This window comes from Streptomyces sp. DSM 40868, assembly GCF_011820545.1.
Taxonomy (GTDB): Bacteria; Actinomycetota; Actinomycetes; order Streptomycetales; family Streptomycetaceae; genus Streptomyces; species Streptomyces eurythermus.
The window spans coordinates 4247501-4266794 of the sequence record NZ_CP050504.1 but is presented as its reverse complement, the minus strand read 5'-3'; the positions used below and the strand labels follow the sequence as shown (position 1 = coordinate 4266794).

At 75.7% G+C, this 19294-nt stretch carries 11 protein-coding genes (1 of these 11 only partly in view); 4 read left to right on the top strand and 7 right to left on the bottom strand.

Annotation, left to right across the window (positions count from 1 at the left end; genetic code table 11):
• Positions 1 to 4 precede the first annotated feature (4 nt).
• The 4 genes from HB370_RS19340 to HB370_RS19325 form a co-directional block, all read right to left on the bottom strand.
• On the bottom strand, positions 5 to 1300 hold the full coding sequence (locus tag HB370_RS19340) for a PrsW family intramembrane metalloprotease (protein WP_030792601.1): 1296 nt from the start codon (positions 1298 to 1300) through the stop codon (positions 5 to 7).
• An 82-nt stretch (positions 1301 to 1382) separates the two neighbouring features.
• Entirely contained in the window at positions 1383 to 2198 is an 816-nt protein-coding gene (trmB, locus tag HB370_RS19335; protein WP_030792607.1) for a tRNA (guanosine(46)-N7)-methyltransferase TrmB, read from the bottom strand.
• Between the two features lie 66 nt (positions 2199 to 2264).
• Positions 2265 to 3476, bottom strand: a complete 1212-nt coding sequence (gene lhgO / locus HB370_RS19330; RefSeq protein ID WP_030792610.1) for an L-2-hydroxyglutarate oxidase — start codon at positions 3474 to 3476, stop codon at positions 2265 to 2267.
• Positions 3477 to 3576: 100 nt separating this feature from the next.
• Positions 3577 to 5001: a hypothetical protein gene (locus HB370_RS19325; protein WP_030792613.1), complete on the bottom strand. Its 1425-nt coding sequence runs from the start codon at positions 4999 to 5001 to the stop codon at positions 3577 to 3579.
• A gap of 711 nt (positions 5002 to 5712) precedes the next feature.
• On the opposite strand from HB370_RS19325, the gene HB370_RS19320 reads away from it, so the two are divergent.
• Complete coding sequence (locus HB370_RS19320; RefSeq protein WP_030792616.1) at positions 5713 to 7788, top strand: asparagine synthase-related protein; 2076 nt, start codon at positions 5713 to 5715, stop codon at positions 7786 to 7788.
• 172 nt (positions 7789 to 7960) lie between these two features.
• Entirely contained in the window at positions 7961 to 11281 is a 3321-nt protein-coding gene (locus tag HB370_RS19315) for a BTAD domain-containing putative transcriptional regulator (protein WP_208974418.1), read from the top strand.
• Positions 11282 to 11326: 45 nt separating this feature from the next.
• On the opposite strand, the gene HB370_RS19310 is transcribed toward HB370_RS19315, so the two are convergent.
• Together HB370_RS19310 and HB370_RS19305 are read right to left on the bottom strand one after the other, a co-directional pair.
• Positions 11327 to 13210: a sigma-70 family RNA polymerase sigma factor gene (locus HB370_RS19310; protein WP_030792621.1), complete on the bottom strand. Its 1884-nt coding sequence runs from the start codon at positions 13208 to 13210 to the stop codon at positions 11327 to 11329.
• Between the two features lie 1114 nt (positions 13211 to 14324).
• Positions 14325 to 15140, bottom strand: coding sequence for a helix-turn-helix domain-containing protein (locus HB370_RS19305; protein ID WP_030792625.1), 816 nt, complete (start codon positions 15138 to 15140; stop codon positions 14325 to 14327).
• Between the two features lie 378 nt (positions 15141 to 15518).
• Here HB370_RS19305 and HB370_RS19300 point away from each other — a divergent pair, with 378 nt between their 5' ends.
• Positions 15519 to 16892 (top strand): NAD(P)/FAD-dependent oxidoreductase, encoded by a 1374-nt coding sequence (locus HB370_RS19300; RefSeq protein WP_030792627.1) that lies wholly within the window; start codon positions 15519 to 15521, stop codon positions 16890 to 16892.
• A gap of 137 nt (positions 16893 to 17029) precedes the next feature.
• A complete protein-coding gene (locus HB370_RS19295; protein WP_030792629.1) occupies positions 17030 to 18673 on the top strand; it encodes a SpoIIE family protein phosphatase in 1644 nt (547 codons plus the stop codon).
• An 82-nt stretch (positions 18674 to 18755) separates the two neighbouring features.
• Here HB370_RS19295 and HB370_RS19290 read toward each other — a convergent pair whose 3' ends face one another.
• Positions 18756 to 19294, bottom strand: the final stretch of a protein-coding gene (locus tag HB370_RS19290) for an MFS transporter (RefSeq protein WP_244406036.1). It continues 751 nt past the right edge of the window; 539 of the gene's 1290 nt are visible here — the last part of the coding sequence; its start codon lies beyond the right edge, outside the window; the stop codon is at positions 18756 to 18758.

Genomic DNA, 19294 nt, shown 5'->3' with positions numbered 1-19294 from the left:
AAGATCAGGTCCGGTACGGGTTGTAAGGGGAGTACGCCACCGCCGGGTATCCGTACGGCGCCGCCGGCCCGTACACCGGGGCCGGGGCGGCGGCCCGGCTCGCGTACTCCAGCGCCGGCCGGGCCACGTGCCGGCGCCGCCACAGCTCCGCCAGCAGCTCCCGCTCCCGTACGGTGAAGTCCGCCCCGGCCCGGCCCGCGCGCCCGCGCCGGCGCAGGAAGGCGAGCGAGGTGGCGTACCCCTCGTAGCGGGCCACCTCCCGGGCCGCCGGGCGGCCGTGGTGGTGCCGGGCGTAGTCCCGGGCCATCCGGCGCGCCCGCATCGACCCGAGCGCGAACGGCTCGCCCGGCCCCAGCCACCCGGCCAGCACATACGCGGGCAGCTCCGCCCGCACGGCGCGCAGCTCCCGCTGCCGGGTCCAGATGGCGAGCCAGGTCACCAGCCCGAACACGGGCACCATGAAGCCGCCGTAGACGGCGAAGAACCCGTACTGCCCGAAGGTGGCCGAGCCGTTCCAGAAGGCGTGCATGCCCATCGCGAGCAGCAGCCCGCACACCGGCAGCAGGATCCGCCGCACCGGCCGGCGCTCGGCGGACAGCGCGGCGATGCCGAAGCCGATGCCGGTCAGGACGGTGAACAGGGGGTGCGCGAACGGGGACATGACGATGCGCACGAAGAAGGTGGCGGCGGTGACGGAGGCGATGCCCCGGTCGCCGGTGAGCTGGTCGGTCCCGAAGGCCGTACCGAGGTAGAGGATGTTCTCGGTGAACGCGAACCCGGTGGCGGTGGTCCCCGCTATCACCACGCCGTCCACGATCCCGGTGAAGTCGCGTCTGCGGAAGAGGAAGACCAGCAGCACGGCGGCGGCCTTCGCGGACTCCTCCACGACCGGCGCTATCACCGTGGCGCCGAGGGTGTCGGCGCTGGCCGGGTCGGCGGTGGAGGTCGCGATCCACTCGGTGGCGAAGCTGTTGGCCACGATGGCTATCAGCGCCGCCGCGCAGGCCCCCCAGGCGAAGGAGAACACCAGGTTCCGCCAGGGCCCCGGCTCCACCCGGTCCAGCCACCGGAACGCGGCGATCAGCCAGGGCACCGGCAGTACGGCCAGCCCGAGTCCGACGAGGAACCCGTCCGTGCCGGTCTGCCGCCTCACCAGCGCGAGGATGACCAGCCCGGACAGCGCCAGCAGTGTGCTCGGCGCCCCGTACCGCACCCACCTGCGCTGCCACCAGTGCGGGTGGCGGAGCACACCGTCGCCGGGGCTCGGAGGACGGGTCGGGAACGGAGGACTGGTGGCCACGGCATCGACCCTAACGGTGACGGGACGAGGGGCTGAGCGGATTACCGGCCCGGACGTCGAGCGGCCCGGGCCTTCCGGTCGGCTATCCGTCCTGGCGGTGCGGTACGCGTCGGAACAGCAGATCGTTCACGACGTGTCCCTTGTCCAGTCCCTGTCCCTCGAAACGGGTCAGCGGCCGGAACTCCGGACGCGGCGCGAAACCGCCGTCCGGCTGGGTGTTCTCGAAGTCGGGGTGCGCGGTGAGCACGTCCAGCATCTGCTCGGCGTACGGCTCCCAGTCCGTGGCGCAGTGCAGCAGCGCGCCGGGCTTCAGCCGGGTCGCGGCGAGCGTCAGGAACTCGGGCTGGATGAGCCGCCGCTTGTGGTGCCGCTTCTTGGGCCAGGGGTCGGGGAAGTAGACGCGCAGCCCGTCCAGCGAGTCCGGGCGGAGCATCTCCCGCAGCAGGATGATCGCGTCGCCGTTGCCCACCCGGACGTTGGTGAGGCCGCCCCGGTCGGCGAGGCCCAGCAGGTTGCCCTGGCCCGGGGTGTGCACGTCGACGGCGAGGATGTTGGTGTCCGGGTCGCCGGCGGCCATCCGCGCGGTGGCCTCGCCCATCCCGAACCCGATCTCCAGGACCACGGGACGGTCGTTCCCGAACAGCTCGGCCAGGTCGATCACCCGCTGCCCGTCGATGTCCAGTCCCCACTTCGGCCACAGCCGCCGCAGGGCGTCCGCCTGCCCGGCCGTCACCCGGCTGCGCCGCGGCTGGAAGCTCCGGATCCGCCGCTCGAAGTGCGAACCCGCGGGGTCCGCCCTGGGCCCGTCCGGGAAGCGCGGTTCGCCCTTGGCCCGGGCGGGCCGGACGGGGTCACCGGGGGCGGGCGGGGCGGCGGGGGAGTTCAGGGAGTCAGACACAGTAAGACCGATTTTACGGGTCCGGTTCCTGTGGATCCGGTCCTGCGGCCCGCGGCTGCGGGCGGGTCAGTCCGGTGTCCGGAGCATGGCCAGTGCCCGGCGTCCGATCTCGCGGCCGATGGGCAGCGACGCGGTGGCCGCCGGCGAGGGCGCGTTCAGCACGTGCACCGCCCGGGCTCCTTCCCGGATCAGGAAGTCGTCCACCAGTGTCCCGTCCCGCAGCACCGCCTGCGCCCGCACCCCGGCCGGGGCCGGCACCAGGTCCCCGGCGTCCACGCCGGGCAGCAGTCTGCGCACCGCCTCCAGGAACGCCCCCTTGGACACCGAGCGGCGCAGCTCGCCCGCGCCGTACCGCCAGTGCCGCCTGGCGATCGCCCACGAGCCGGGCCAGGCCAGGGTCCCGGCCAGCTCCCGGGGCCGTACGACCCCCCAGCCGTACCCCTCGCGGGCCAGTGCCGGGACCGCGTTGGGGCCGATGTGCACGCCGCCGTCGATCCCGCGGGTCAGGTGCACCCCGAGGAACGGGAACGCCGGGTCCGGCACCGGATACACCAGACCCCGCACCAGCTCGGGCCGGGCCAGCTCGTAGTACTCCCCGCGGAACGGCACGATCCGCATCCCCGGCTCGTCCCCGGTCAGCCGCGCCACCTCGTCGCAGCGCAGCCCGGCGCAGTTGACCAGCACCCGGGCGCGGACGACGGCTCCGGCCGCGGTGAGCACGGCCACGCCCCGCTCCGGCCGCCGGTCCACCCGTACCACCTTCGCGCCGTAGCGGATCTCCGCCCCGGAGGCCCGGGCCAGCTCCCGCGCCACGGCCGCGTAGTCGCACACGCCGGTGGTGCCGACGTGTATCGCGGCCAGGCCGCGCACCTCCGGTTCGTACTCGGCGATCTGCGCCGGTCCCAGCTCGCGCACCGGGATGCCGTTCTCCCGGCCGCGCTGCACGAGCGCGTGCAGCCGGGGCAGCTCGGCGCGCTCGGTGGCGACGATCAGCTTGCCGGTGACGGCGTGGGCGATGCCGTACTCGGCGCAGAACTTCACCATCTCGGCGGCGCCCCGCACCGCGTACCGCGCCTTGAGGGAGCCGGGGCGGTAGTAGATCCCGCTGTGGATGACCCCGCTGTTGCGTCCCGTCTGGTGCCGGGCGGGCCCGTCCTCCTTCTCCAGCACCGTCACCCGGGTGCCCGGCGCCGCCCGCGTGATCGCGTACGCCGTCGCAAGCCCGACGATCCCCCCGCCGACCACGAGCACATCACAGTCGTACGCCCCGCCCAGCACCGAGCACCACCTCCACTCCCGATAGTGCACTGCGCCACTGACAGCGGCTTCAAACGCCCGGCCCAGGGTGCCCTTCGGCGGACGCGGAAGCGGCGCGGCCCTACGCCGGAGCCATCAGCAGCGGCCGGGCCCGCTCGCGCAGCTCCACCACCCGGGGCTCGTCCCCGTACGGCTCCAGCCGGTGCAGGAGGTCCTTCACGTACTCGGTGGTCCGCGCGGACGAGATCCGCCCCGCCACCTCCACGGCCCGCACCCCCTGCTCGCACGCCGCGTCGAGGTTGCCCGACTCCAGCTCGGCGACGGCGGAGACGACCAGCCGCAGCCCGTGCGACCGCACGAACTCCTCCGTCGGCTTCGACAGCGCCTGCTCGGTGAACCTGCGCACCTGACGCGGCGCCTTGAGGTCGCGGTAGCACTCGGCGGCGTCCGCCGCGAACCGGTCGTATCCGTAGAAACCCAGCCAGGAGGGGTCGTTGTCGCCGGGGCGGGACCGCTCCAGCCAGCCCTCCGCCGCCTTCAGCGCCGCGCCGGCCGCCTGCGCGTCGCCCGCGCGCGCGTGGGCCCGCGCCTCGACCAGCCGGAAGAAGCTCATGGTGCGGGCGGTGGCCAGCCCCCGGTTGCGCTCCAGCGCGGCCTGCGCGAGGTCCACGCCCTCGTCGCCGAAGCCCCGGTAGGTGGCCTGCAGCGACATGGAGGCCAGCACGTACCCCCCGAGGGGGACGTCGGCCGCCGCGCGCGCGAGGCGCAGCGCCTGGATGTAGTACCGCTGCGCGGCCTCCTGCTGCCCGGTGTCGAAGGCCATCCAGCCCGCGAGCCGGGTGAGTTCGGCGGAGGCGCCGAACAGGGCGCGGCCCACCTCGTCGGAGTAGGAGCCGAGCAGCAGCGGTGCCGCCTCCACCCGAAGGCACTCCGGCACCATCGACGAACGCCAGTCCCCGCCGCCGTACTTGGAGTCCCAGCGCCGGGCGTCCTCGGCGGCCTCCCTGAGCTTGCGCACATCGCTGTGGCCGACTTTGAGCGGCGGGCCGGAGCCCTCGGCGGCGCTCGCCTCCCGCGCGACCGAGCTGTCGGCGGGGGTTATCAGCCAGCGCGAGGCGGGCGTTGCGTATGCGCTCACCGCGAACGATCCGGCGAGGGACTGCCAGATGCCGCCGGAGCCGGCCCGGCGGCCGGCCAGGTCGAGGCGGTACAGCTCGGTCGCCGACTTCACCGCCTGTGCCACGTCCCGGGGGAAGGCGAGGCCCACCTCCGGCGCGGGATCCGCGTCCGCCAGGCCGATCTCGTGCAGCGGGACCGGGCGGCCGAGCTTCTGGCCGATGGCGGCGGCGATCAGATGCGGTGCCGCACCCTGCGGCACCATGCCCTTCGACACCCAGCGCGCCACGGACGTCTTGTCGTAGCGAAGCGTCAGACCGCGCTGGGCGCCAAGGTCGTTGACGCGCCGGGCGAGGCCGGCGTTGCTGATTCCCGCGAGGGCGAGAACGGCGCCGAGCTTTTCGTTCGGCCCGCGTTGCTCCCTGGACATGCGCCACCCCTCGACACAGACGGCTGCCGCGCTGGCATAACCGTGCGGCATTCGTAAACCCAGCGTAGTTCGCCGCATCCCAAGCGTTAAGGGGCAATGTTCCGGATGGCGGGATTGTGGTCGGTGGGCGGGCGCGGCCCTGTACGCACCGTGCACGGGCTGTCGCGACGTGCCCCCGGCCGTGTGGCCGTGCGCCCGCCCGTGCGCTCTTCTCCGGCCATCCGGGGAGCGGTTCCATGGGCCGTGCGTGGGTCGGCCCGCTGTACTGGATCCAGTGGGCTGGGGGACACCGCCGCCTTCATCCCCGCGGGTGGCGGACCGGTCCGGGAGGCGTCGTCCGCCTCCCGGACCGTGCGTACGAGTAAGCCCCCTGGCGCTCCGCAGGCCTGTACGGAGAGTGCTCGATTCCGGCGCCCCTTCGAGGATTTGGCTGAAAATAATCCCCCGATCGTGCGGTGGATTTCCTTCGTGACCATGCAACTTGAGGGCGCGAAAGGGGATTTGGGGGAGCGCATTAGGGGCGCATTCGCATCGCCCCCGTGGAGCGCCGCCTCCGCTCCACCCACCCGCCGCCCGTCAACTCCCCTTGCCGCGCCGCGTACATCCCGCGGTCGAAGGCGGCCCCGCCGCGTCTCCCCGGCCTGTTCTTCATGGCAGCATGGTGGCCGGTTCGTACGGTGCACTGGTGGTCCACAGCCTGTGGAGGCGTCGATGCGGTGGTTGGTGGGGTGGAGCAGCACCGCCGCGGGCGCCGCCGGGACCGGCTCCGCGGGGGCCGTCGGATACGACGGCGAAACCCTGCAACCGGTCGGCTCCCAGCTCCTGTGGGGCGACCCGGACCCCCTGTGGGCGGTCGGCGACTGGCGCCCCGACGAGGTGCGGGTGGTGCACGCCGACCCCGAGCACCGGATCGCCGTCCTCGGCATCTGCGGCGCCACCGACGAGGAACTGCGGCGCGGCCTGTTCACCGCGCGCGGGGGTGCGGTGCGCCATCTGACCACCTGGTCCGGCAGCTACACCGCCGTCGTCCAGGCCGGCCGCCGCATCACCGTGTGCGGCGACCTCGCGGGCGCCCGGCCGGTCTTCCACACCCCCTGGGAGGGCGGCACGGCCTACGCCACCGCCGCCCTGCCCCTCGCCGACCTGATCGAGGCCAACCTCGACTTCACCCACCTCGCCGCCCTGCTCGCCGCCCCGGACGTGCCGGCCGCGCTGCGCGACACCACCCCCTACGACGGCGTACGGCGCGTTCCGCCGGGGCACGCCCTGGTGCTGCGCGCCGGAGCGCGCGAGATCGCCGGATACGAACCGGTCGCCTCCCTCGCCGTGGCCGCGCCCCCCGCCGACCCCGACCGCGCCGTGGACGCCGTACGGGACGCCCTGGTGGAGGCGGTCCGCACCCGGCTCGCCGCCCCCCGGCACGTACCCGACCTGGACCCCGGGCCGGTGCCCGGCATGGGGCCGGCCGAGCGGCGCGCCGCGCGCGGGATGCCGGTCCCCGGCGTCGGCGCCGACCTGTCCGGCGGGCCCGCCTCCGGCACCCTCGCCCTGCTGGCCGCCGGGCTGCCCGGCCGGCCCGGCACGCTCCTCGGCCACCGCACCGGCGCCGGCGAACGCCTCCTCGCCGTCACCTTCAACGACCTGGCCGTACCCGGCCGCGAGGCCGAACTCGAACGCGCGGCGGCCCTGGCCGCGGGCCCCCGCCTGCACCACGTCGTGGTCACCGGCGGCCAGGAGACCCTGCCGTACGCCGACCTGGACGGCCCCCTGACCGACGAACCCGGCCCCTGCCTGGTCCAGGCGGCCCGGCACCGGGCGCGGCTCGCCGCCGGCAGCGCCGACCACTTCACCGGCCACGGCGCCCGCCAGGTCCTGGACGCCCACCCCGCCCGGCTCGCCGACCTCCTGGTGGACCGCCGGCGGCGCCACCTGGTCCGGCCGGTCGCCGCGCTGGCCCGCGCCGACGGCTCGGTGTTCGTCCCCGCCCGCGTGTACGGCGCGGCCCGGCGCCTGGCCCGCACCCCCTACCGGGCGGGCCTGGAGGAACTCGCCGAGCGGCTGATGCGGCGCCGCTTCGACGAGCCCCAGGGGGCGGCCGACGCCTCCCTCGCCGCGCTGAGCTGGGCCGGGCCCGGTCCCGCCGCGCGGTGGCTGACGGGCGAGGCACTGGCCGAAGTATCGGTTCTGCTCCAGGCGGAGGCCGACCGCTCCGGCACCGGCGTCCAGCGGCCCGGCGACTACCGCGCGCGGGCGGCCCTCGCCCGGCACGCCGCCGACCTCCGCGTCCTGGAGCAGGCCGCGGAGATCCGCTCCCAGCGATTGCACGCGCCGTTCCTCGACAACCAGGTGGTCCGCGCCTGCCGCGACCTCCCCGAGGCCCTGCGCGTCCGGCCCGGCGCCCGCGCCGCCGTCCTGCGCACGGTCCTGGAGGGCGCCGGCGTCACCGGTCTCCCGGCCGGCTGGGGCGCCCCCTCCCACGCACCCACGGTGGCGGCGGCGCGGGCGGGGCTGCGGGCCGCCGCCGAGCCCCTGCTGGACCTGTTCGCCACACCGCTGCTCGCCGACGCCGGGCTGGTGGAGGCCCGCGTCGTCCGCGCGGCCCTGCGGGGCGGGGCGGCGGGCGAACCCCTGCCGCTGGACGGCCTCGCCGACCTGGTCTCGCTCGAACTGTGGCTACGGCGCCTGCTCGCCCGCCGCGGCACGTGCTGGACGGGCACACCGTCCCGCTCCCGCGCGGTCCCTTCGGGGATCCGGCCGAGGCGGGGGGCGCTGGCGCCGGGGGTGTGAGCGGCGGGGGTCCACCGGGCCTCGTCGACCGCGGCCGGCCGCGCGGTTCCCCGGCACCCCGCCGGCGCGGGCAAGCGCCCCGCCCGGCCACCGCACCCGTTCCGGGCCCGCGTGACACCCCGGCGCCCGAACCCCCGTGCCCCACCCCCGAGCCCCCCGCCACAATGGCCGGATGCGGTACAGAATCCTGGGCGTGACCCAAGCGGCGGACGACCAGGGCACTGCCGTACCCGTCGGCGGCCGCCGGCTGCGGACGCTGCTCGCCGCCCTGGCCCTGCGGCCCGGCCGTACCGCCACCCCCGAGACCCTCGTCGACGAGATCTGGGCGGACGACCCGCCCCAGGACGCCCCCGCCGCCCTCCAGGCCCTCGTCGGCCGGCTCCGCCGCACCCTCGGCCGGGACACCGTCACCTCCACGGCGGGCGGCTACCGCCTCGAAGCCGGCCCGGAGGACGTCGACCTGTACGTCTTCGAGCGGCTCACGCACGCCGGCACCGCCGCCCTCGCCGCCGGCGACCCGGCCGGCGCCCACCGCACCCTCACCGAGGCCCTGTCCCTCTGGTACGGCCCCGCCCTCGCCGACCTGCCCGACCGCACCGCCGCCACCCGCCCCGAGGCCCTGCGCCTGGAGGCGGCCCGAGCCCGCGCCGCCGCCGCCCTCGACCTGGGCCGCGCCCAGGAGGTCGTACCGGAGCTGCGGGAACTGACCGCCGCCCACCCCTACGACGAGCCGCTGCGCGTCCTGCTCATCCGCGCCCTGCGCGACACGGGCCGCACCGCCGACGCCCTCGCCGCCTACGAGTCCGCCCGCCGCACCCTCGCCGACACACTCGGCACCGACCCCGGCCGGGAACTGCGGAACCTGCACGCGGAGCTGCTGCGGCAGGAGGGCTCAGCCGCCCCGGAGCACCCCGCCGCGGCGTCCGTCGCCCCCGCCCACCCGCCCCGGCGCACCGGGAACCTCCGCCGCCGGCTGACCTCCTTCGTCGGACGGGGACCGGAACTGGAGGCCATCCGCTCCGACCTGCACCGGGCCCGCCTGGTGACGCTCACCGGACCGGGCGGCTCCGGGAAGACCCGCCTCGCCGAGGAGGCCGCCGCGGCCCACCCCTCGGCCTGGCTGGTCGAGCTGGCCCCGCTCGACCGGCCGGAGGCGGTCCCCGGCGCGGTGGTCAGCGCGCTCGGTCTGCGCGAGACCGTGCTGCTGACCAACGAGCTGGGCCTTCCGCAGGACCCCACGGCCCTGCTGGTCGAGTACTGCGCCCCGCGCGGCCTGCTCCTGGTCCTCGACAACTGCGAACACGTCATCGGCGCGGCGGCCGCCCTCGCCGAGACCCTCCTCACCCGGTGCCCGGGGCTCACGATCCTCGCCACCAGCCGGGAGCCCCTGGGCGTGCCCGGAGAGTCGGTGCGCCCGGTCGAGCCCCTCGTCCCGGAGCAGGCGCACCGCCTGTTCGCCGAGCGCGCGCGGGCCGTCCGCCCCGACGCCGACGCGGTGCTCGGCGACACCGGGGCCGTCGCGGAGATCTGCCGCCGCCTGGACGGGCTGCCGCTCGCCATCGAGCTGGCCGCCGCCCGGCTCCGGCTGCTGACCCCGCGGCAGATCGCCGACCGCCTGGACGACCGCTTCCGCCTGCTCACCTCCGGCAGCCGCACGGCCCTGCCCCGCCAGCAGACGCTGCGCGCGGTCGTCGACTGGTCCTGGGACCTGCTGGACGAGCGGGAGCGGACGGTACTGCGCGAGGTGTCGGTGTTCGCCGGCGGCTGGGACCTCGCGGCGGCCGAGGCCGTGTGCACCGGCCCCGCCGCGGACCTGCTCGGCGCCCTGGTCGACAAGTCCCTGGTGGTCGCCGCCCCCGGCGACCCGGACGGCACCGGCACCGGCATGCGCTACCGCATGCTGGAGACCATCCACGAGTACGCCACCGAGCGCGCGGCCGAGCTCCCCGCGGTGCGCGCGGCGGCCGAGCGGCGCCACCGCGCCTGGGTGCGCTCGCTGGTGGAGGAGGCCGGGCCGCAGCTGCGGTCCAGGGCCCAGCTGCCCTGGTTCTCCCGTCTGGAGAGCGAGCTGGACAACATCCGCGCGGCCCTGGACCGCGCGGTCCGCGCGGGTGACGAGGCCGAGGCCGGCGCCCTGGTGCTGGCCATCGGCTGGTTCTGGTGGCTGCGCAGCCACCGCCAGGAGGCGGTGTCCTGGGTACGGCTGGTGCTCCGCCTGGGCGCCGCCCTGGACACCCTGCCCGCCCACGCGCCGCCCGGTGAGCTGATGGCCCGGGTGGCGTCCGCCGACCCGGTGGGCGCCTTCCTCGCCGACCCCGACGGCCAGGCCCGGCACCCGCTGAACGAGTTGCGGACCGACCTGCGCATGTTCGACCTGTTCCTGACCGCCGAGTCGAACGCCGACCACCTCGCGGGCGACGAGCGGGCCCCGGAGTACGTCGCGGGCGTGCGGCGCGCCTACGAGCGCGGCGGCCCCCAGGCCGCCCGGTTCCCCGGCATCCTCTGGCCGCTGACCACGTACTACCTGGGCGGCCCGGCCGACGTCCGGCCGAACCTCTCGGCGTCCGTCGCCAACGCCCGCCGGTACGGGGGCGACTGGGAGCTGGCCGTCGCCCTGATGTACCGCGCCCACGTGACCGTCGACACCTCGGGCAACCTCCAGGGCGTCGACGAGGACCTGGCCGAGCTGCGGCACCTCGGCCGGCGCGTCGGCGACCGCTGGATGCTGGCCCAGGTGTGCGGCGCGGCCGGCGAGGCGGCCATGGCACGCGGCCGGTTCGACGAGGCGCGCGCCGAGTACCAGGAGGCACTGCGCCTCGCCTACGAGGTCGGCGCGGACGCCGAGGCGCCGTTCCTGATCGCCCGGCTCGCCGAGATCCACTACCGCTCCGGCGACCGGGACGGCGCGCTGGCCGCCCTGGACGAGGCGGAGTCGGCCGCCGAGCGGTACGCGGTGCCGGAGTCCCGGGCCTTCGTCCTGCTGCTGCGCGCCCACATCGCCCTCACGGACGGGGACCTCGGCCGCGCCCGCGAACTGCACCGGGCGTCCTGCGCGCTGGTCGGCGACGGCAGCACCGCGCCCCCGCAGTTCGTGGCGGCCCAGCGGGTGGTCGAGGGGGCCCTCGTCGCCGACGAGTCGGGCCCGGCCCAGGGCCTGCGGGTGCTGGCGAAGGCCCTGCGCGAGGCCGTGGACCACCGGTGCGCCGAGGCGGTCACCGCCGGCCTGGCGGACGCGGCGGCCTGTCTGCTGGCCCGGTACGGCGATCTGCCGGCCGCCGTACGGCTGTTCAGCGCAGCGGACGGCTGGCGCGACGGCGTCCCGCGGCCCGAGCCGGAGCGCGGCGAGGCCGCCCGCGTGCACGCCGGCGCCCGCGCGGCCCTCGGCCCCGAGCGTTACGCCGCCGAGTGCGCCCGGGGCGCCGTGCTCGACGCGGCGGACGTACTGCGGGAACTGAACGCGGCGACAGAGACGAGCCGTACGACCGGAGGGTGAGCCGTACGACCGGCGGTGTGCCGTACGTCCGGCGGGTGCGCGGGGCTACCGGCAGGCGAACCGGGACTCCGCCCAGTCCGCCGACGCCACCCGTCCCAGGCCGTGGTCGTGCGGCTCCACCACCAGCCGTACGGTCCTGCGCCCGGTGAGGTCCACATGGACGGGGACGGCCGGGCCACGGCCCTTGACCACGCCGGACCGCCACAGCGGGACCCCGTCGGCGTAGACGGAGAACGAGACCTTGCCGAGCCCGAGGGTCATGTCGTCCACGCCGGCCCACGCGTCGTACGCGGTGCACTGCCGGTTGAGGTCGATGGTGACGGAGGACTCGCCGTGGACGGTGACCCCGCGCGCGTACGTCCTGCCGCCGATCGACAGGCCGTACCGCTGCCACACCCAGCTGCTCCCGCCCAGCCGGATCTCGGGCTCGGTGCCGTCACCGGAGACGTCGAAGCGCAGGGCGCTCAGCTCGTAGACGGTCGGCGCGGGCGGCGGGGTGGGGGTCGGGGTCGGTGTCGGCCTGGGTTTCGGCGTCGGCTTCGGCTTCGGCGGGGGAACGGGTGCCGGCGTGGGCTTGGGTTTCGGGGCCGGGGTCGGGGTCGGAGTGGGCCTCGGGGCCGGTGTGGGGGTGGCCGGCGGCGCGGGGGCGACGGCCACCGGCTTCGGGGACGAGGGCTTCGGCCGGGGCTTCGGGGGAGCGGGCGCGGGCGTCGGCGGCTCGGAGCGTACGGCCGGTGCGGACGGCGACGGCCTGGCGGCGGCCTCCTTCACCGGCCGGTCGTCGTTCACCAGGGCCAGTGCTACCGCCGCCACGGCCACCGCGACCACGCCCGCCACGATGCCGGCCTTCACCGGCGCGCCGAGCCCCTCGGCGGCCGCGGCCCCGCCCGCGCCGCCCGCCCCGGACGAGCCGGTGGCCGCGGCGGCGGCCCCCGCGGCCCCGGCCCCGGCGCCGCCGGCCACGATGCCGAGCGCCTTGGCGTATCCGGCGGCCCCGAACCAGCCGATCACCGCGACCGGGACGACCGCCGGGATGCCGCCCGCGAGCTCCTCGATCTGCGCGGCGGCCAGCCGGCACCGGGCGCACTCCTCGAGGTGCTTGCGCAGTCCCCGCTCGGCCCGGATGCGCAGCTTGCGGCGGGCGTAGGTGCCGAGCTGGTCGGCGTAGCGGGCGCACTCCCCGTCGGCGGTGAGGGCGGTGCTGACGTGGGCCTGGAGGTAGGCCTGCTTCAGCCCTTCCCGGGCGCGGCTGGCGAGCACCCGGGTGCCGTTGGCGTCCAGCCCGAACAGGACGGCCACCTCGCTCGGGGACTCGTCCTCCACCTCGGTGTGCCACAGCACGGCCTGCCAGCGCTCGGGCAGGGAGCGGAAGGCCCGCATGGCCAGGGACTGCTCGGCCGCGTGCAGGGCGCGTACGTCGGCGCCCAGCTCGGGCTCGCCGGCGTCGGACACCTCGGCGGCGCGGGCGGCCTGCTGGGCGAAGACGGCGAAGTCGTCGACGAGCTGCTCGCGCCGGGCGGACTTGGCCCAGTGCGCGGCGACGCGTCGAACAGAGGTCAGCAGATAGGCCCGTACGGCGTGCTCGGGCCCGGTGCCGCCGCGCACCGCCTGGAGCATCCCGGCGAACACCTCGGCGGTGAGGTCGTCGGCGGTGTGGCCGTCCCGGCAGCAGGTCCGCGCGTACCGGCGTACCGCGTCGGCGTGCCGCCGGTACAGCTCCTCGTAGGCGGAGTCGTCACCGGCCCGCATCCGGCCGATCAGCTCACCGTCGGCGGCCGGCGCCTCCCGGGGCGGCGGCAGCACGCTCCCGTCCCGCTGAGCGGGCACGTCCCCGCGCGCACGGGGTCCGCCCTGGCTGGGTACGTACGGCGAGGCCGGCCCGCGCGCCTCCGCGTCCCCGCGTGACCCGTCCCACCCGTCAGCGCTCATCGCGGAAAGCCCCCGACACCGACCCAGCCCAACCCGACACCGGCTCAGACTGCCACACCCCACCCCGCCAAGTGCCCCCGCACAACCCATCCACCCATCCGAGCGCACTTCCCGCGACTCCCCGAACACCTCGGAGTTCCCCACCACCACGGAACACCGCTTGACGCACTACTGCCTCACGGCAACCAAGCAGCCCCACCCGCAGAACCGCCTGAACCGGCCCCCTACGGAGCACCGCCCGAAGGCCTACCGCGCCAGGACTTTTTGGCAGCACGCCCCGGCGGACCGCCGGGTTACGGCCGCTGTGGGTATCGCGAGGCGGCCTGCCGCGCCAGGGCTTTTTGGCGGCACGGTTCGGCGGACCGCCGGCTTATGGCCGTTGCGGAGTACCGTCCGGCGTGCCGCCGCGCTACGGCTCTCCGGCGGTACGGCCCGGCGGGCCGCCGAGTTACGGCGACCGGGCACTGGCGGGCCGCCCAGGCTGCGGTCGCTGCGGAGTACCGTCCGGCGTGCCGCCGCGCTACGGCTCTCCTGCGGTACGGCCCGGCGGGCCGCCGAGTTACGGCGACCGGGCACTGGCGGGCCGCCCAGGCTGCGGTCGCTGCGGGGTACCGTCCGGCGTGCCGCCGCGCTACGGCTCTCCTGCGGTACGGCCCGGCGGGCCGCCGAGTTACGGCGACCGGGCACTGGCGGGCCGCCCAGGCTGCGGTCGCTGCGGGGTACCGTCCGGCGGGCCGCCGCGCTACGGCCACTGCGGGGTACCACCCGGAGCGCCACCGCGCTACGGCCACTGGGCAGTACCAGCCGGGGGCAGCCGCGCTACAGCGACTGGGCAGTACCGGCCGGGGGCCGCCGCGCTACAGCGACCAGGCAGCGCCGTCCGATGAGCCGATGCTCCAGGACCACCCGGCAACGGCGCGGCGGTTTGCCGCCACTACCCGACCCCGGCACTGCCCCTGCCCCCGGCACCGCCGGCCCCCGCATCCGCCGCCCGAACCCCCGCAGTCGCCGACGGCGGACGCGTCGCACGGGGGCCACCCGCACCCGACCGCGATAGCCGCACGGGTGGTGCGGGTGGGAAAACACATCCGCCGAAGGCGAAGCCGAGGCGCGCCTACACCGACGACGGCCGGGACCGAAGCCCCTCCAGCAGGATGTCCAGCAACCGAGCCGAAGCCGCCGCCTGCTGCGCAGCATCCGGCAGGGACGGCGCCGCCGTGGCGATCACCAGCAGCACATCCCCCACCGACACATCCGCCCGCAGCTCACCGGCCGCCCGAGCCCGCTCCACCAACTGCCCGACCACGTCGAGCAACGCCCCGGCCCCGGCATCGTCGGCCCCGAGCGACGCCTCGTCCGGCACCAGCCGCAGCTCACCGTTCCCCGGCTGCACCCGCTGCTGAGGCACCCGCGCCTCCTCACCCGAGGCACCGGACGCACCGGACGTACCGGACGCACTGCTCGCATCCGCCACCCCCGCCCCGTCCGACCCGGCGGAGCCGACCCGCAGCACCTGCGGCGGCAGCAACCGCCCCGCCCCCGACGCCACCGAGGTCCGCAGGAACCGCGACAGCGCCGACCACGGCTCGTCCTCCTGCCCGAGCGCGGCCCGCGCCTGCTCGGTCAGCCGCGCGGTCTCCTCCTCGGCGATCCGCCGGACCAGCACGTCCTTGCTGGGAAAGCGCCGGTACACCGTGCCGACCCCGACCCGGGCGCGCCGCGCCACGTCCTCCATCGGCGCGCCGTACCCCAGCTCGCCGAACACCTCACGTGCCGCACGCAGCACGTGCTCCAGATTGCGCTGCGCGTCGACCCGCAGCGGAGTCGTCCGCGCCCCGTCCGCGCGTCCCGCACCCGCCGCCGTACTCATCGCTCTGCCACCGGGCGCGATGGCGGTGGCCGATGCCCAATGCGTGTCCTGAACATGCATGTATTTCCCCCGGTAATGACGTCTCCCCCCGGAGACTCTCCCCGCCACTGGCTGCGAAGCGCGCGGAACGGGCATCGGTTCCGACCGGATCCGCCCGTCGCGGGCCCGTTCGACCACATTCCCTACACTCCGTCGACACACGAACATAGTTGAGAGGCAGTCAATTCAGAAGGGGGAGGTTCCGTACAGTGCGCCCCCCGATCGGAGTACGGGGCGTGTACGTCCCGATTCCCACCCTTCCCGCCCACTGGCCCGCCCCCGCTGACCTGCCCCGTTTCCTCCCGTACGGGCACCCCGGCCGGTCCCGCGCCCACCCGGCCGCCGGTCACACAAATTGCCGGGCCTGTGGACAAACACCAGCGCCGGGTGCGTCATGGGATGGTGAAGGAACGTGCGCGCATTCTGGTTGTCGGCGGCGGCTACGTCGGGATGTACACGGCCCTGCGCCTCCAGCGGAAGCTGAAGGCCGAGCTGAACAGGGGCGAGGCCGAGATCACGGTCGTCACCCCCGACCCCTACATGACGTACCAGCCGTTCCTTCCCGAGGCCGCCGCGGGCTCGATCTCCCCGCGCCACGTCGTCGTACCGCTGCGCCGCGTCCTGCACCGGTGCCACGTCGTCGTCGGCGAGGTGACCTCCATCGACCACGCGGTGCGCACGGCCGCCGTCAGCACCCTCGCCACCTCCGACCGGGGCGGCTCCGCCGAGCTGCTCGGCTACGACGAACTGGTGCTGGCCCCCGGCTCGGTCTCCCGCACCCTGCCCGTCCCCGGCCTCGCCGAGTACGGCATCGGCTTCAAGACCGTCGAAGAGGCCATCGGCCTGCGCAACCACGTCATCGAGCAGATGGACATCGCCTCCTCCACCCGCGACCCCGCGCTCCGCGACGCCGCCCTCACCTTCGTCTTCGTCGGCGGCGGCTACGCGGGCGTCGAGGCCCTCGGCGAACTGGAGGACATGGCCCGCTACACCGCGCGCTACTACCACAACCTCCGCCCCGAGGACATGAAGTGGATCCTCGTGGAGGCCACCGACCGGATCCTGCCGGAGGTCGGCCCCGAGATGGGCCGCTACACCGTCACCCAGCTGCGCCGCCGCAACATCCAGGTACTGCTGGGCACCCGCCTGGAGTCCTGTACCGACCGGGTCGCCGTCCTCAGCGACGGCCAGCGCTTCCCGACCCGCACGCTCGTGTGGACGGCCGGCGTCAAACCACACCCGCTGATCGCCGCCACCGGCCTGCCGCGCACCGACCGCGGCCGGCTCCGCTGCACCGCCCAGCTCACCGTCGACGGCGCCGAGCACGCCTGGGCCGCGGGCGACGCCGCCGCCGTCCCCGACGTGACCGCCGCCGAACCCGGCACCGAGACCGCGCCCAACGCCCAGCACGCGCTCCGCCAGGCCAGGGTGCTCGGCGACAACATCGCGCACGCCCTGCGCGGCGAGCCCCTGGAGACGTACGCCCACCGGTACGCAGGCTCCGTCGCCTCCCTCGGTCTGCACAAGGGCGTCGCCCAGGTCTACGGCCGGAAACTGAGGGGCTACCCGGCCTGGTTCATGCACCGCGCGTACCACCTCAGCCGGGTGCCCACCGTCAACCGCAAGGCCCGGGTGCTCGCCGAGTGGACCCTCGCCGGGCTGTTCAAACGGGAGATCGTCTCGCTCGGCTCGCTCGAACATCCTCGCGCGGAGTTCGAACTGGCGGCCGGGGGAAAACCTCCCCACAGCCCCTCCGACGACCCGAAGGGGTAGTCCTGACCGGACCCGGGAACTCCGCGCACCGCCGAGGCGTCTGACGGTTGTCGTCGTGGTCCGCCCCCCTGCCAGACTGCCCACGTCCCCGGACTGGCCCCCCGCCCGCCCACAGCACCCACGAGGCTTTTCCCACAGTGAACTTCACGCGCTGGAGCGCCCGGCTCCCCGGAACGCAGCGCCGCGCCGCCGCGCGGACCGAGTCGGCGGTCTCCCCGGACCGGCGGGGCGACGGTTCCGTGCCCGCGGCCCGCGCCGAACGGTCCGCCGACGCGTCCCCGGCGCCCGCCGTCGACGTACTGCCCGCGCGTGAGGTCCTGGACCGCGTCCCGGCCCTCGTCGCCCTCGTCCACGGCCCCGACCACCGCATCGGCTACGTCAACGACGCCTACACCACGGCCTTCGGCACCCGCCCCGCCGGCGTCCCCGCCCGCGACGCCCTGCCCGAGCTCGCCGAACTGGGCCTGCTCCCGCTGCTCGACCAGGTGCTGCGCAGCGGCAGACCCCGCACCCTGAAGTCCCGCAAGGCCGTCGACGGCCGCTCGTACACCTTCACCTGCACCCCCGTCACCGAGGACGGCGACCGCGACGCGGGCGTCCTCGTCTTCGCCACCGACGTCACCGACCACGCCGAGGCCGCCGAACGCCTGCGCGCCAGCGAGCGCCGCCAGCGCGAGACGGCCGTCACCCTCCAGCGCTCCCTGCTCCCGCAGGAACTGGAACAGCCCGACGACCTGCGCATCGCCGCCACCTACCAGCCCGGCGGCACCGAGGCCGCGGTCGGCGGCGACTGGTACGACGTGATCACCCTCGGCGGCGGCCGGACCGCCCTCGTCATCGGCGACGTCATGGGCCGCGGGGTGCGGGCCGCCGCCGTCATGGGCCAGCTCCGCACGGCCGTCCGCGCCTACGCCCGCCTCGACCTGCCCCCGCACGAGGTGCTCCAGCTCCTCGACGGCCTCGCCGCCGAGATCGACCCCAACCAGATCGCCACCTGCGTCTACGCCATCCACGACCCGAACGAGGGCAGCCTGGTGTACGCGTCGGCCGGCCATCTGCCGATCCTGGTCCGCGACGAGAACGGCGTGGTCGCCCGCGCCGACGAACCCACCGGCCCGCCGCTCGGCACCGGCGGCTGGATGCACTCCTCCGGCTGCATCGCCCTCGGCCCCGGCGCCACGGCCGTCCTCTACACCGACGGCCTGGTGGAACGCCGGGACGCCGACCTAGACGAGAGCATCGCCGCGCTCGAAGGCGCCCTCGCCGGCGCCACCGGCACCCCGCAGGTCGTCTGCGACCGCCTGGTCCGCTCGGCCGGCGTCACCGCCGACCACGACGACGACGTGGCCGTCCTCGTCCTCCAGCACCCGGCGCGTACGGGCCCCGACGGCGATCTCTTCCGCAACGCGGCCCTGGAACTCCTCGGCGGCGTCGAGGCGGCACCCCGCGCCCGGGCGTTCGCCTCCGGCGTGCTGACCAGCTGGCGCTTCCCCGCCGAGCTGCACGACCTCGGCGTCCTCGCCACGAGCGAGCTGGTCGCCAACTCCCTCCAGCACGGCATCCCGCCCATGCGGCTGCGCCTGCGCCGCACCGACCGCCGTCTGATCATCGAGGTCACGGACGGCGACGACCACCTGCCGCGCCGACGGCGCGCGGAACCGGGCGACGAGTCCGGCCGGGGCATCGCCATCGTGGCGACGATCGCCTCCAGCTGGGGCTGCCGCCGCACACCGGGCGGCGGCAAGGCGGTCTGGTGCGAGTTCGTCCTGCCGAAGGAGTGAGCGCCGGGGGCGCGGGCCCGCTGCCGGGCGCGGTGCCCCGTGGCCGGTCGCGCAGTTCCCCGCGCCCCTGCGGGGCGCGGTCCTACGCCTCGGCCGTCACCGGCTCCGCAGTCGCCTGGCCCCGGCTGACCACCCGGCTCTCCCGCCCGGTCCACGGCCGGTCCTGCACCGCGGTCAGGCGCCGCCCCAGCCGCAGGGCCAGCACGGTGATCGACAGCGAGAACAGCAGGAAGGTCACGATGTACGGCGCGTGCAGGGAGGCGCCCAGGGGACCGCCCACCGCCGGACCGACCGCCAGTGCCAGCTGCTTGACCAGCGCGAAGGCCGAGTTGTACTGACCGGCCAGCCCTTCCGGCGCCAGATCGGCGACCAGCGGCGCGACCGTCGGCGACAGCATCGCCTCTCCCAGCCCGAACAGCGCGTAGGTCGACACGAAGGCGGCCGTGGCCATCTCCTGGCTGCCGTGCCCCAGCCCCGCGTACCCGGCGGCCAGCCATGCGACGGCCCAGATCAGGCCGACCGCGGCGATGACCCGGGACCGCCGGCGCCGCTCCACGAGCCGCAGCACGGCGAACTGGGCGACCACGATCATCAGCGTGTTCGCGGCCAGCGCCGTTCCCA